We start from the raw sequence: 14,953 nt of genomic DNA on the forward strand, positions 1-14,953 counted from the left end.
TAATATATTCACGCGACTCGTTTGGTTTCAAAATCATCTTTTTTGAGAAGCACAATCCCTACTACTCCAAATCCTATTTCGAGGAGAAGATAAACGACTAACAACCCATTTGGTATCCCATCGACGACCATGCTAATAGCACGACCTAAACCCAGCCCCCACATAAACACAATCAGACTTTGTAGTGCAGAACGCGCCATTTGCTGCGTCCCGAAAGCCCCCATAAGCCAATAAACCGCCAATGCAAGATAAAGCCCCATAACAGCGCGAAAGATATGACTCACATTAATCGGTGATGCATCAATATCAAACAGGAAAGGTAAGGTAATGCTAGGAACCAAGCCATACATTAAGGCAATAGGGATTAATCCAAGGACCGCCAATAACAAGAACTTTTGTGTACGCGTCATGTTGCTTCTCCTGTTTATTCTTACAGACTAGTTGCTGGTATCTATAAAGCAAATTTTCAGATTTAATAGAGTAAGTTAGCTCAAAGCCCTATCTGACTAAGTAAGCCTTGTAAATTGAGATGTGTACTAAGATTTAATGCATTGACTAGGCTATAACTCAAACCGCTCCAACACAAAATAGACAATGAAAGTAAAATAAAGGTAGTAATGTGACTTTGCCTGAGACGCCTAGCGACCAAGGTGTAGAGAGGGATGCCAACTAGAACAGGAGCAAGTGTGGCCATAGTCTTATTACCATACCTTTTCCACGTGGTTACGAATCTCCTCAACTTAGGCCTGTAGGGCTGAAAATTCTTTCTCGCATAAAGGTAAAAGGAATATCGTCCGATAAACCAGCCGAAATAGCCTGCCATTAATGCCGGAACCACATTAAACAGCAACATCTCTGGATAACTAAAACCAACAAAACCTGCTAATGCGGGACCAGAATAGGTTTTCCAAATACTGAGCAGCGCCATGACCAAGCCGAGTAGTAAATAACTATCCATATTCTCACCCAATAGCTTTACATGTTGTTTTCGCAATTCCATTTAGCTCAAGTATATGCGTAATCACTGGGTCAACATGATGAAATATTTGTTGCCAACCTTGGCATAAGTAATTGAGTCCAGGGTTACTGTACTTATCTTTTATGATTCGGTTCTTTGGACACTCACCATGACAAGCAAACCTCACCTTGCACTCCAAACATTGTTTGGGTAACGCTCTTTGTTTCGCAAAACCAAAGGTCATTTGCTGTTTGGATAAAGCGATTGCCGCCAATGGCGTCTGCTCAATATTGCCAATTTTGTGTTCAGGATGAACATAGTGATCGCAGGCGTAAACATCGCCATTAGGTTCGACAGCAATGCCCTTGCCGCATATATCGCTCAACGTACACATCGAACTCGGTTTACCCATCCAAATTCCGAAAAAGTTTTCAAAGTAAGGAATATGAACTTTGCCAAAATCTTGCTTCATCCATTCATCAAAAATGGTCGTTAAGAAGTCTCCCCATTGAGTCGGAGCGACACTCCAACTTGTTGTTTGAGCGGATACAGGGATGATTGCAGCTTCAGAACACTGAGCCCATTTTATCTCTTCATCTCGGTCAACAACTGGGATAAATTGAATTTGTGATGGTTGAATCTCATCTCTTAAGAAGCGATACACCTCTAGAGGGTAATTTCCATTGACGTTGTTGACACAAGTCAGCGTCGCAAAGTGGATACCATGACGCTTTAGACGTTCTGCGGCTTCAATCACCTTGCTAAACGTCCCCTGCCCGCAGCGGTTCTTGCGATATGTATTGTGAAGCTGTTCTGGGCCATCAATACTCAAACCTACACTAAACGCGTGTTTCGCCAAAAATTGACACCATTTGTCATTGATTAACAGCCCATTGGTCTGAATATCATTCACTATCTTCACATAGGGTTTGGCGTATTTTGTTTGAAGCTCTACTATTCGCTCAAAATAACTAAGACCTAGCATCGTTGGCTCGCCACCATGCCAAGAGAAGACGATCTCTGGCGTGTTTTGACCTTGAATGTACTGGCGAATATAACGCTCTAGCATCTCATCACTCATCTTGTACGAGCGATTCTTGGGATACTCTAGTAGCTGTTGTTTATCCAGATAATAGCAATAGTCACAGTTAATATTACACACCGCTCCAATTGGTTTCGCCAACGCCTGAAACTTAGCATGAGGCTGACCTTGGTACTGAGGTACATTAAGATGATAGTGGGACATGGTGTGTTCCTCTTAAGAAAGTATCTAAACTGTTCAACATTTTTAAATGGATGAACTCGCCTCAATACAAACCGGTCAGTTTGCATTGAGGCGAAATTTTTTACTTCACGTTTTCAAATGGATTCCATTGTTCATCCACTGGTACGATACCCATTGTTTTTTCGTACTCTTTGTAAGCAGCTAACATTTGTTGGAACTGCTCAGGACGTTGGTGTTTCAGGTCTATCATTTCAGCAGGGTCTAACTTGGTGTTGTACATATGCCACTCACTGTCCCCTCCCATCCCCTTCGAAATTCGAATGATCTTAAAGTCCCCTTGAAGAAGAATGCCGCTGCCGAATAACTCGAACGCGATAGCATTGTCTTCGCTATGGACAGTCTCTTGCTCACCTTGTAGATAGGGCATAATGCTTTGACCGCTCATTGGGGCCACTTTTCTGCCTTTATATTCACCGCCAGCGGGTTCAACATCGGCCACATCCAATATTGTGGCAGCAAGGTCTTTTACTTGTGCCAATTCATTAGTTTGAGTTCCGGCCTCCAGTGACTCCTTATCTCCGAGAACACCTTTGGCAGGTTTGATGATCAGAGGAACACGTACTCCCCCTTCTGCTGTGTACGCTTTAAACCAAGACAATCCACCGGTGGATGCACTTGCCCATTCTGGGCCCAATGAGACGCTTGAGTCTGCGTTACCCAGATTTTCGGTACTATTGTCAAAGTGATAATCGGTCCAAGTACGAATCAGATCACTAACATTTTTCCCCGTAATATCCGTCGCTTCCGGACCGTTGTCTGCGAGATAGATAATATACGTATTGTCGTACTCACCTATCTTCTTCAAATAATCAGTTACCTGACCTATCTGCTGGTCTTGAAGCTCCATCATTCCCATAGCAATGGCCATTTTTTTGCCGTACCATTGCTTTTGTTCATCTGACAGATCATCCCATGGTCTACTCAGTGAATTTCTATCGGACATCGTAGCGCTCTTTGGAATTACGCCCATCTGTTGCATTCGTTTAAAGCGGTCTTCTCGAACTGAGTCCCACCCGTGCTCTACGTAATAAGCAATCTTATCTTCAAACGATGCTTTAGGTGCTTGTAGTGGCAAGTGAATCGCTGTGAATGGTAAATAGGCAAAAAAAGGTTTTCCGGAGTCCTTATTACTATCAATCATGCTGATTAACTCTTCGGTATAACCTTGGTCTGAATACTCTCCCGGATACTTATCTTTTACTTGTTGACCATTTTGATAAGTCGGCTCGACCTCTACGCCGGGCATTTCACCTTTTTGCAACGCTTTTGCTGTTGCTTCATTTTTCGCCGGGAACATCATATCTCTATTGAAATGATTCGAACCGCCAGCCAAAATCCCGTAGCTCTGTTCAAAGCCACGATCATCCGGCAGGAAACCATCATCATGACCCAAGTGCCATTTCCCAGAAAGGTAAGTATGATAGCCATTATCACGAAGTAACGTCGCTACGGTTACGCCATCTTTAGTGAGGTAGCCTTCATAACCTGGCTTGCCAATAGCTGGCGGATAGACGGCATAGTCGAACGTGCCTAGCCCAACCTCATGACTGTTGGCACCCGTTAACATCATAGAGCGAGTGACAGATGACGTGGGTGAAGCGTGGAAGTTGGTAAATTTCACCCCCTCTTCAGCCAGTTGCATCAGGTTTGGTGTTGACACTTCAGAGCCATAAGGTTGCGTATCAGCAAATCCGACATCATCACCAACGATGAGTAAAATATTAGGCTTTTCCTGCGTAGCAAATGCATTTGGTGCACAAGAGGCTGCTATGGCCGTGCATAGGATAGTTTTGGAATTATTCATGGTTCACCCTTGTTTAGTGAGCACTTTGTGACATCCAATGGAGCATATCCAGTGCTCTAGGATGATTCTGTTCAGCGGCTTTGCCTATCCAGCTAACCGCTAGAGAATGATCTTTCTCGCCACCAGTCCCTGCTGCGTACATAAGACCAAGCTGTAATTGAGCGTCTGCATTCCCCTGAGTCGCTGCTCGTAATATCCATTTGCGTGCTTTTTCTTGAGTAGATTCAAGATATTCACTCTCAGATTCGACACCTTGCAGATAAAACATACCAATCTCGTACTGCGCCGCAGCGTCACCCGCATAACCGTTTTGAAACGTAGTACCAACATCACTAGATAAGGTATTTGGTGTGTCTGTTACGTACCCCAGGCATGCCGTCCCAATAAAAAGCAAACAGAGAAAGCTAAGCGACCAGAGAAAGCTAAGCGACCAATTTTGAATGCGTTTATTCATAGTTTGACGCTAGTGTTGCAAGGTTGAGGCTTGTAAACGTATGGTTTTCTGCTCTTTCCAGTATGCTAACGTCCAAATCACAACGAACGTATCCATGGCTCCTGCAAGTAAAAAACCGGTAATATGAGGGCTGTTGTAGTTAAGCAGAAGAAGAATCACCATAAAGCCTTTCTCAACCGCAGAATAAAGCATGATGCTCTCTCTCCACTTAGGTTTGAAAGCCGCACCCACCATCATCACTCCCATCATGCCTACCATGACACCCCAGTGTTGATAGAACACAAAATCCTGCTCCAAATAAGGTAATTGCCCGATGTGAGTAATGGCCCATTGTGGGAAAAATGCATAAGCGAAAGCCGCCGCGGTCCCAATACCGGTAACCAATAGCATCTTGTTGACGTGTTGAGTAAAAAACATAGTTGCCTCCTAGTATTCAAAAAGTGAGGCACATCCCTATGCCGCAATGAGTAAGTTGGAAAATTAACAAGTAGTCTCGAGTATTGCGGTGACCTTTTCTTGAGCAATCGGGTAGAACTGGAAACTGATGTCTTTTTCTATCCCAGAGACAATCTGCGCTTTTTTGTTGTCATCTAGGTTCCATTTGGCAAAGCTCTGCGTCGCATTCACTAACGTCTGGAAGGCACGTAATGAATGTACAACCTCTTGGTGTTTTTCGGCGTCTGTTAAGCTAGGTGATATACCAAACACCGCTGCTAATTTGTTAATGCTTGGGAGGTAAAACTCTGGAAGTGCTTCAATCACCACTGGTAATAAGACACTATTGGCATCACCATGTGGGATATGCGCTATCGCGCCAAATGCGTGCGCGCAGTTATGGATCGGTATACCACCTAAAGACGAATAGAACGCAGAAATAGCCATGGTACTTGCTTGTAGGAGCTCACTACGAGCCGCTACATTTTGCGGAGACTGAAGTACTTGCGGTAGGTTATTCAATATCAAGCGACACGCCTGAGTCGCATAAGCATCAGTGAAGGTATTACTTAACGGCGATGCCAACGCTTCAATAGCATGAGTTAATGCGTCCATACCTGTCGATACTGTTAACGCTGCTGGCAAATTCACTGTCAGCTCAGGGTCTAAAACCGCAATATCGCACTCAAGTCCAGAGACGACTAAACTCGCTTTAACCTGCTCTCTGTCATTATAAAAAACAGCGATAGGCGATGCTTCTGCACCTGTACCTGCCGTAGTCGGTACGCCTATATGAGGAATTGAAAACGGTTTTACATCAGGACCAACTTCAAGACGCCCACCACCTTGAATCGCATCACGGATATCATCAAGCTTATGTTCTAAACCATATTTGATACCTTTTGATGCATCGATAACGCTCCCCCCGCCGAGCGCCAAAATACTGTCTGCATTCACCTGTTTTGCAAATTCCAGAGCGCGATTAATATCCAAACAGCTCGCGTCCGCTTCAATATCGGTGTAAATACCCGCAAGCTTCACGTTCTCTTCCGTCGAAAACAGCGATGCCAAACGCTCGACAAAACCTAATGACTCAAGACCTTTGTCGCTGACCAGCAACACTCGCTGCGCCCCTTTCGCTTTAAACAGGGTTGGGATCGCTTCTACGGATGATGCACCAGAGTGAACGACGGTTCTAAGGTTGAAAGTAAAGTTATTCATAGTTGAATCTCCAATTAGTCAGTTATGCGCACAGTGTTTTTAGTACTGCACGTTTGAATTCGTTATCTTCAGGGCCAAGTAATAAGCTGACATTGTGTTGCTGTGCATCGGTCGTCATCACCGTCTTGGCGTGAGAGAAAGTTAGGAAGCCTTCTTTACCGTGGTAAGCCCCTTTTCCAGACTCACCAATACCTCCAAATGGCGCATCATCGACCGCTAGGTGGAAAACGCAGTCATTAATGCACATGCCACCAGAGTGCACCTGATTAGCAACTTTGCGTTGCAATGAGTCATCTTCGCTCATCAGATAAAGTGCTAGGGGCCTTGGTCTCTCAGTAATAAAGTTAATTGCACCATCAATGTTGGAATAGGTGATGATCGGCAATAAGGGACCAAAAATTTCTTGAGTCATAACCGGTGATTGCAGAGATGGATTAACAATTAAGTGTGTCGCCATCAGTTGTCTTTCCACGTCGAGCGCTTCTTTATGACAGGCAGTAACATGAGACTCTGCCGCTACTTCATTGGAGAGCAAATCATGAAGACGTTGGAACTGACGCTGATTAATCAGACTAGTCATCGAGTCGCTGTTTACCCCTTGGGGAAACAGTTTTTGATAATGCTCGACATATGCCTTAACAAAAGCGTGCTGCTTGCCTTCGGGAATCAATACATAATCAGGAGCTACACACACCTGACCATTATTCAAACTCTTGCCATAAATAATGCGTTCCACAGCCATCTCAATTTCAGCGTCATCCGCGACAAGAACTGGCGACTTGCCGCCAAGTTCTAAGGTGACTGGCGTTAGGTTTTCTGACGCAGCTTTCATGACCTTACGACCAACTTCTGTCGAGCCAGTAAAGAGCAAATGGTCGAATGGTAAAGAGGTGAACTGAGCAGCAATATCGGCCTCACCTTCAATGACGACAACCTCAGTATCGCTAAAGCAGCTTGCAAGCATTTCACGAATGACCGAATTGGTGGCAGGGGTGAACTCACTCAGTTTGATCATCGCCCTGTTACCCGCAGCAATCGCAGATATCAAAGGACCAATAGAAAGCATGACAGGGAAGTTCCAAGGAGTAACGATGCCGACAACTCCTTTAGGTTGATACACCACCTCTACAGTTGAGCTTGAAAGTAATGGGCCCGCGTCTCTCGGACATGGACTCATCCATTGCGCTAACTGGGATAGGGTGTGGTCAATATTGCCAATACATGGCAAGACGTCGGCAACTAATGTGTCCTGTCGGCTTCTCTTTCCATAGTCTTTATCCAGAGCATCACAAAGCGCGTCACTGAATTGTTGCAACGACACTTTTAACGACGTAAGCACGGCAACACGAGCCTCATAGCTTGGCATTGGTTCACTTTGATAGTGCTTTTTTAATCGCTTGTGAATGAGTTTCAAATCATCAAAAGTCGTGTTTTGCATGGTTGTCCTCCTAAGAAAGTGATCACACAATAATCAAAACAAACCGGTCGGTCTAGTAATTAAATGTCAGAGAACTGTAAATTAGGTCTGCGAAAGGGAGAGGTATTATGGCTAACTCTTTGTTGACCAAATAAAAACCATGAAAATTGTGCGCCTAACTACAGTTCAATAATCTTGTTTTGTTTTTAGAGTGAATACTTGACGTTCATCATGCGACCGACCTTTTTTAGATCTAAACTGGAGTTAACTATTCAAATAGTTGTTGGTTTTAAACCTGTGGAGGGAATCGTATGAGCAGCAGTACTTTCATTGTCAACTTTGTTGGCCAAGCTAGCCCAGCCACCATTAAAAACCTTGCATCAGTTACCCACGAAAACGGCGGTAAATGGCTGGTGAGCAAAGTGAATTTTATCGAAGACCATGTGGCCGCCGTCATAAAAGTCGAACTTCCTACGGACAATGTTCAAGCAGTCAAAAGTGCTTTCAGTGAACAGCAAGGGTTATTAGTTCAAATCACCGATACCGCTGAGCATCGTCATGACCAAGAAGAGGTATTCCAGTTACGATTAGATGCTAACGACCGAGCCGGTATCGTTAACGAAATCACCCAGTTCTTAGATGGGCAAGATATTCGTATTCTAGATATGGACTGCCAGCGTGTATTTATCGCAGGGGGCGGTGGTATTGGTTCAAGCCTATTTACAGCAACAATGGCGCTCAAAATACCTGCAGCAATGCAAATTAAAGATGTGGCAAGTGAGTTAGAATCGTTGAGTGAAGATACGCGAGTGATTCTGGAATCATAAATAGATTTACTTAAGAGTTTGCCCAACTAAATCTTCCCCCTGCGCAGCAGGGGGAACTTATGTCTCAAAGACATTGGAAGAGAAAGTCTCCCTTACCTAGCTAAACTCGATTATCGCCAAAACCATAAGCAATGATTTGGCTGATTTCTGAAAGTGACCGACCCGACTCTTGATGCCATTCCATAAATGCTTTGTTTGCAGCATTCATCGCACGTTTTGTCCCTCTACCCGAGTCAATGATATTAGTATTACGTAAATAGCCTTCTACATCATTTGATAAAATAAAGGTGTCTACACCCAATTGCCTTAACGCATAAGGTCCAGTATTTCCGCCGAGTCTTGCGCCATGTTTTTTAAGGTGTGCCCAGAGTTCGACGATCGATTCTTTCGGCCAATCGGCTACCATTTGCGCAAAAGACTCGTGCTCGTAGCGAGCGGCTTGGATCATCGAAGCATTAACTGGTATCGACATGACTTTAGTCATATGACGAATGATTTTTGGGTCTTGGGCTTTTTGTTCCCACTGTTCTTCAGACAGCATTAGTAGCGGGTCGATTCTGAATTGGAAAAAATGTTCCTCGAAGTTTGGCCATTTGTTTCTTACCACTTTCCACGATATTCCACTTTGGAACACTTTCATTGAAAACGCAGACAACCAACGATCTTCAGGAATAGCTGCCACCTCATCTCGGCTCAGTGGTTTGGAGACGATCGACTCAAGTCCTTGCTCGCCACCTTTTCTATCTGCCGCTCTGGCGTAAATCGAATCAAATTTTTCCATATCTTTCCACTACCTACTAAGTTCTATTGAACCAGACATCGATTTTCACGTAATTAATGACTCATCACTATACTCTGTTGAGCACACTTTCATAGATGTATTCAGGAACCTATTCTAGGACGGCGGCAATGAGACTTATACTGTTACTGATTTTTCTACCATTTCAATCGATAGCGGCACAATATGGACTCGTCGAGTATCAAAACAAACAACACTGGGTACGCGTCTCAAAACAAAGCCCAAACCACTATGACCTTTTGTCTTCAAGGCCATTTGATAGTCCTTCTACCGTAAAAGTAATCACAGCTAATGAAGCAACATTACTGGCCCCTATTACTCACGGTAGCGTTTACGCTGTCGGCCTCAATTTTCGCAGTCATGCAGGCAACTCTGGAGCTGCAAAGCCGGAGATTTTCTTCAAGTCTATCGACGCTGTTAGGTTAAGTGGTGCATTGTCATTTCCCGATGAAGCAAATAATGTTCATTTTGAAGGAGAGCTTGTCATTGTGATCGGCAAGACATGTCACGACACAAGCTATCAAAATGCACTGAGTTGTGTTTTTGGGTACTTAGCTGGCAACGATTTGACAGAGCGCAGTTGGCAAGCTCAAGACCTGCAGTGGTGGCGTGCTAAAGGTGCAACAGGTTTTGGTCCTGTATCTAACTTCATTACAACCGATGTCGATATCGGCAAACAAGAAATCGTTACGCGTCTTAATGGCAAAATCATGCAACAAGAAACACTGGCAAACATGATTCACAATGTCCCAACAATCGTTGGCTATATCAGTAGATACATTACGCTACGACCTGGTGATATGATTTTTGCTGGTACACCAGGTCGAACAAGAGCACTTAGGTCGGGTGATACTGTGACGGTCTCAATTGAAGGGATCGGGCAGGTTTCCAACACCATAGAGTAGCCTCTAAACTAACTGGTATTCTAGGCCAAGCTGCGGATAGCTATCGATAACTTCTTGGCGTCGATAGCAAGAAACACTGTGATCATTGATTAGCCCCGCCGCTTGAAGGTGGGCGTAGATAATGGTCGACCCAACAAACTTAAAGCCGCGCTTCTTAAGGTCTTTACTTAACCGATCCGAGACCTCAGACGTGGCTGGATAATCTTCTAGCGTCTTAGGACTAGTTACTAATACCTTATTGTCGACAAACGACCAGATATAATTACAAAAGCTACCAAATTCTTCTTGTATCTCAATGAAATGCTGAGCGTTGGTGATAGTTGAGCTGATTTTCAATTTATTGCGAATAATCCCACTATCTTCCCGTAAACGACGTTCATCTTCTTCGGTAAAACGGGCTACTTTCTCTACATCAAAGTTAGCAAATGCGTTTCGATACCCTTCGCGACGTTTTAAGATGGTATACCAACTCAATCCTGCTTGAGCGGATTCCAACACTAGATACTCAAACATAGTTTGGTCGTCTAGTACGGGGACACCCCACTCCTTATCGTGATATTCCACATAATCTTGCTTGGTTTCATCAAGCCATGGGCATCGTTTGCACATCGAATTCATTTCTCCTTAATGGATAGAGGTATTTGGGAGCAGCGTAATGCTCCCAAATATCTAGATTGGTTTAACTCTGTGGAAGATACGATACAGCACTGGAACGACAATTAACGTCAATACAGTCGCAAATCCTAAACCAAACATAATTGTTACCGCCATCGGCTTGAAAAAGATATCCGGTAATAACGGAATCATCCCCAAGATAGTAGTGATCGCTGCCATACACACTGGCCTCACTCGACTTAACGCCGCATCAACAACCGCTAAATACGGCTCTTTTCCGGTTTTAATTTCTATCTCAATCTGGTCAAGTAAAACGATACCGTTTTTTAATAACATCCCTGACAGACTTAGAAAACCCAATAATGCCATAAAACCAAATGGAGTATTTAAGGCAAGTAGTCCGGTGGTAACACCAATGACGGCCAGAGGCACAGTTAGCCAGACGATAAGTGCTTCCTTCACCGCATTAAACAAGAAGATAGTAATTAAGAACATGAACAGATAGCCCATAGGCATTGTTTGGAACAGAGACTCTTGCGCGTCCCCAGAAGACTCATATTCTCCCCCCCACTCTAATGAATAACCTGGCGGTAGGTCTATCGCCTCAATTTTAGACTGGATACGCTTTTGGAGCGTAGCAGCAGTTTCTTCGCCCAGTAGATCTGGATCTGCCATCACCGTCAGCATCCGTTTGCGATTCTTGCGGACAATGATCGGGTCTTCCCAGCGAGTATCATATCCCTGTGTGACCTGTTGGAATGGAATAAACTCACTCAGTGCGGGACTCCAAATCATCATCCCTTCTATGTTACGAATATCCACTCGCTCTTCGTCTGGTAGCCTTGCCACAATAGGCATCAAGGTTGTTCCATCTCGGTACAAACCAACAGACTTACCGGAGAAGGACATCATTAGCACATCATCCACATCAGATTTTGTAATACCGTAACGTCTAGCCTGACTCTCATTAAACACAGGCTCAAGAACTTTAGTGCGTTCGCGCCAATCGTGTCGAATGTTGTAAGCACCTGGGTCGGCATACAAAATATCCATAACTTGCGACGCTATACTTCTAAGTACCGTCGGGTCAGAGCCAATGATTCTCGCCTCAATCTTTGCACCACCTCCAGGACCGAGTTCAATTTGCTTAAGCTTGTAGTTGATCTCAGGGAAAGTTGCGTCTAGATAATCTCGGAACCGAGCCATTAGTGGCTGCAATGCCTCATAGCTAGTGACCCTAGTGGTAATTTCTCCATAAGCGGCATAACTCTTTTCCGGTGCATAAGTCAGCATAAATCGCTGCAACCCTTTACCCGCCGTTGTCGTGATATGGTCAGCTTCTGGTTGCTCAGAGATCCAAGTTTCAATTGCTTTAAGCTTGGTATTGGTTGCTCTAATGTCGGTTCCTTCTGGTAGCCAAACATCCACTTGGAACATCGGCGTTGTAGAGGCTGGAAAGAATGACTGTTTAACTTGAGTAAATCCATATAAGGCCGCCACTAGTGCCATAATTAATACGACCACCGTCGACCAAGCTCGATGCATACAAAACTCAAGGAACTTTCGGTAAGCAACAAAAACAAATCCGTTATAAGGATCATTGCCTTCCTCTCCCTCCTTCACCTTCATACCTCGGAAAAACAGATCGGCGAAGAAAGGCGTAAGAGATATAGCAGTAAACCAACTTAGCATGAGTGAAATTAATAGTACGGAAAATAACGTGCCGCAATATTCGCCTGTTGAGTCTTCGGACAAGCCAATGGGCGCAAAAGCAGTAACCGCAATCACAGTCGCCCCCAGCAACGGCCATTTCGTTTGCGTCACAATATCGGTTGCGGCTTGAAGCCGAGTCCTCCCTTTTTGTGTTCCTATTAATATCCCTTCAACGACCACGATGGCATTATCCACCAGCATCCCCAACGCTATGACTAGGGCTCCCAGAGAAATCCTTTGAAGATCGATAGCCATGTACTGCATGAAAATGAAAGTCCCAAGGACCGTAAGCAGTAAAATCAGTCCAATCAATAAGCCCGAGCGTAGTCCCATAAAGAACAGCAACACCACTATTACAATGGCAACGGCTTGCCCCAAGCTAACTACGAACCCACGAACTGATTTATCCACTTCCTTTGGTTGACTATAAACTTCGTTAATTTCGATACCAACTGGCTGTTGATATTTTAGCTCCGCTAATCGTCTGTATAACCTGTCACCAACTTCGACTACATTGACGCCACTAGCAAACGAGATTCCTACGTTGAGTGCAGTATCGCCATTATAAGTAATGATGTTCGATGGGACTTCGATAAACCCTCGCTTTATCTCTGCGACATCTTTCAAGAAGATCAGACCTTGAGCTCCACCTTCCGTAAGGATAAGGTCACCGAGCTCCGACACATCCGTAAACTCTCCGGTTGGTTGAATACGAATGTATTCATCACCAATTCGGGTTGCACCTGCGTTAGAAACAATGTTCTGAGTTTGAAGCAAATTGAAAATCGTGCTTGGCGCAATACCAAGAGCGCTGATCCGTTTTATCGAAATCTCAATAAATACTTGTTCTTGTTGGTCACCTGTTACCGAGACCTTACTGACTCCGTCTACCAGTTCTAATTCACGTCGCAGATAGTCGACATAATCTAGAAGTTCTTTGTAGTTGTATCCTTCTCCCGTTAAGGCAAACAACACGCCATATACATCACCAAAGTCATCAATTACCGATGGCTCATTCACCCCTGGAGGCAACGAGCCTTTCACGTCATTTACTTTACGACGCAGTTCGTCCCATATTTGAGGTAAGTCATCAGGACCATAGTTGTTTTTCATAGTCACAGTTATCTGAGACAGACCACGGCTCGATATGGAGTTGATCTCATCCACATAAGTGAGCTGCTGAATAGCTTTCTCTATCGGATACGTAACTTCCTCTTCCACTTGTTGAGGCGTCGCACCAGGGTACGAGGTCACAACCATCGCATCTTTTATCGTAAATGCCGGGTCTTCCAATCGACCCAGTCCAAAGAATGCAGAAACCCCACCTATCAGGAATATTAACGACACCATCCAACTGATGACTTTATTGCGAATAAAATACGCGGCAACGCCCGTAACCTCGTCATCCGATTGAGGCAATGATTGTTGTTTTTCTTGGTTCATCACTTCGCCTCCTGCGAGAGTACTTCCACTTTAATGCCGTCTCTGAGCCTTGCAATACCAGCAATCACTATCTGTTGCGTTTGCTCCAAGCCATCGACTATTTGAATTGTGGTTTGAGAAACTTTACCCGTCGTCACTTTCTGTTTAGTTACCGTACTGTCTTCATTTAGCAGCCAAACGAATTTCTCATTGTCATTGAGCGAATCGCCATCTTGATTAAAGACAGCCTCTATTGGAACACTCACTCCTCGGGTCAAATTCAGACCAACATCTTTAGCTTTGGATGTCACGTCCACCGCCATACCATCTAGAATGTATTCGTTTTTCGGCATAGGCAGCACTAATGTAGCTGTAAAAGTACCCAAGGAGGGGTCAGGCTCGGTGGTAAACTCTTTCAGCCGTGCGGTATATTCATTACCAGAAGGCACGCGGACGAGAGTTTCAATGCTAGCTAGATCGCGATTCGTAGGTTGGTTTAGTGAAAAGCTGTCAGGGAGTTGAACAATCACCTCTACTTCATCAACGCTATGGATATTGACCACTTGCTGACCGATTTGAACGTTCTCAAATTGTTCTGCTGACACTCGCGATATTACACCATCCACAGGAGCAAGAAGCTCTGTAAAAGATAGTCGTAACTTAGCAAGCTCTAGTTCCGCTTTTGCATAGGCTCTTTGTGCTGCAATTTCATCGAATTGTGATTGCGCTAATAGTCCCTTTTTAACCAAAGGGCTTGAGCGACGAAATTGACTGTCAATGACGCCAAACCGTGCTTGCGCATTATCTACCGCCAATTGGTAATCTGTGGGTTCAAGCACTGCCAACACATCACCTTTTTTCACAAAATCACCTTCTTTAAGATCGATAGAGCTGATTTCTCCTGCGACTCTAAAGCTGAGGTGAGAGCGGTCCGCCGCCATAGCAAGAGCAGGAAAATAAAGACTATTTTTCAGCTCGGTTTTGCCAATCTCCGTGACTCTCACCTTAGGAACTTCCTCTCTCGTTCCCACTTCGGGTTTGCTACATCCTGATATTATTGCAGCAAGAACTAGAATGCTTACTAAGCGACTATGCATA

The 14,953-nt window shown here is 44.4% G+C and carries 14 protein-coding genes; 2 read left to right on the forward strand and 12 right to left on the reverse strand.

Annotation, left to right across the window (positions count from 1 at the left end):
* Positions 1-8: 8 nt before the first annotated feature.
* From VME0621_RS12685 to VME0621_RS12720, 8 genes are all read right to left on the reverse strand, one after another.
* Positions 9-410, reverse strand: a complete 402-nt coding sequence (locus VME0621_RS12685; RefSeq protein ID WP_062461004.1) for a DUF4345 domain-containing protein — start codon at positions 408-410, stop codon at positions 9-11.
* Positions 411-490: 80 nt separating this feature from the next.
* On the reverse strand, positions 491-958 hold the full coding sequence (locus VME0621_RS12690) for a hypothetical protein (protein WP_062461001.1): 468 nt from the start codon (positions 956-958) through the stop codon (positions 491-493).
* A gap of 4 nt (positions 959-962) precedes the next feature.
* A complete protein-coding gene (locus VME0621_RS12695) occupies positions 963-2,204 on the reverse strand; it encodes an anaerobic sulfatase maturase (RefSeq protein ID WP_062460998.1) in 1,242 nt (413 codons plus the stop codon).
* Positions 2,205-2,304: 100 nt separating this feature from the next.
* Positions 2,305-4,047, reverse strand: a complete 1,743-nt coding sequence (locus VME0621_RS12700; RefSeq protein ID WP_065311690.1) for an arylsulfatase — start codon at positions 4,045-4,047, stop codon at positions 2,305-2,307.
* A gap of 13 nt (positions 4,048-4,060) precedes the next feature.
* Positions 4,061-4,501, reverse strand: coding sequence for a tetratricopeptide repeat protein (locus tag VME0621_RS12705; RefSeq protein WP_062460994.1), 441 nt, complete (start codon positions 4,499-4,501; stop codon positions 4,061-4,063).
* 9 nt (positions 4,502-4,510) lie between these two features.
* The gene (locus VME0621_RS12710) at positions 4,511-4,918 is read right to left on the reverse strand and encodes a hypothetical protein (RefSeq protein WP_062460990.1); all 408 of its coding nucleotides are present in this window, start codon (positions 4,916-4,918) and stop codon (positions 4,511-4,513) included.
* Between the two features lie 63 nt (positions 4,919-4,981).
* Positions 4,982-6,157 carry an iron-containing alcohol dehydrogenase gene (locus VME0621_RS12715; protein ID WP_062460987.1) on the reverse strand — a complete coding sequence of 392 codons (1,176 nt, stop codon included), beginning with the start codon at positions 6,155-6,157 and terminating at the stop codon, positions 4,982-4,984.
* Between the two features lie 22 nt (positions 6,158-6,179).
* Entirely contained in the window at positions 6,180-7,595 is a 1,416-nt protein-coding gene (locus VME0621_RS12720; RefSeq protein ID WP_062460983.1) for a coniferyl aldehyde dehydrogenase, read from the reverse strand.
* 290 nt (positions 7,596-7,885) lie between these two features.
* Here VME0621_RS12720 and VME0621_RS12725 point away from each other — a divergent pair, with 290 nt between their 5' ends.
* Positions 7,886-8,401, forward strand: coding sequence for a glycine cleavage system transcriptional repressor (locus VME0621_RS12725; protein WP_062460980.1), 516 nt, complete (start codon positions 7,886-7,888; stop codon positions 8,399-8,401).
* A gap of 100 nt (positions 8,402-8,501) precedes the next feature.
* Here VME0621_RS12725 and VME0621_RS12730 read toward each other — a convergent pair whose 3' ends face one another.
* Positions 8,502-9,182 (reverse strand): DNA-3-methyladenine glycosylase I, encoded by a 681-nt coding sequence (locus VME0621_RS12730; protein WP_062460977.1) that lies wholly within the window; start codon positions 9,180-9,182, stop codon positions 8,502-8,504.
* Between the two features lie 128 nt (positions 9,183-9,310).
* On the opposite strand from VME0621_RS12730, the gene VME0621_RS12735 reads away from it, so the two are divergent.
* Complete coding sequence (locus VME0621_RS12735) at positions 9,311-10,105, forward strand: fumarylacetoacetate hydrolase family protein (protein ID WP_062460975.1); 795 nt, start codon at positions 9,311-9,313, stop codon at positions 10,103-10,105.
* Positions 10,106-10,108: 3 nt separating this feature from the next.
* On the opposite strand, the gene VME0621_RS12740 is transcribed toward VME0621_RS12735, so the two are convergent.
* Genes VME0621_RS12740 through VME0621_RS12750 form a run of 3 tightly spaced genes read right to left on the reverse strand, consistent with a single transcriptional unit; the run spans position 10,109 to position 14,952 of the window.
* The gene (locus VME0621_RS12740; RefSeq protein ID WP_197498259.1) at positions 10,109-10,714 is read right to left on the reverse strand and encodes a DNA-3-methyladenine glycosylase I; all 606 of its coding nucleotides are present in this window, start codon (positions 10,712-10,714) and stop codon (positions 10,109-10,111) included.
* Between the two features lie 60 nt (positions 10,715-10,774).
* Positions 10,775-13,876, reverse strand: a complete 3,102-nt coding sequence (locus VME0621_RS12745) for an efflux RND transporter permease subunit (protein WP_062460970.1) — start codon at positions 13,874-13,876, stop codon at positions 10,775-10,777.
* Positions 13,876-14,952: an efflux RND transporter periplasmic adaptor subunit gene (locus tag VME0621_RS12750; protein ID WP_038222853.1), complete on the reverse strand. Its 1,077-nt coding sequence runs from the start codon at positions 14,950-14,952 to the stop codon at positions 13,876-13,878. The genes VME0621_RS12745 and VME0621_RS12750 overlap by 1 nt, the downstream gene beginning before the upstream one ends.
* Position 14,953: the final 1 nt, after the last annotated feature.

The sequence above is a fragment of the Vibrio mediterranei genome (assembly GCF_900088415.1).
Classification (GTDB): Bacteria; Pseudomonadota; Gammaproteobacteria; order Enterobacterales; family Vibrionaceae; genus Vibrio; species Vibrio mediterranei.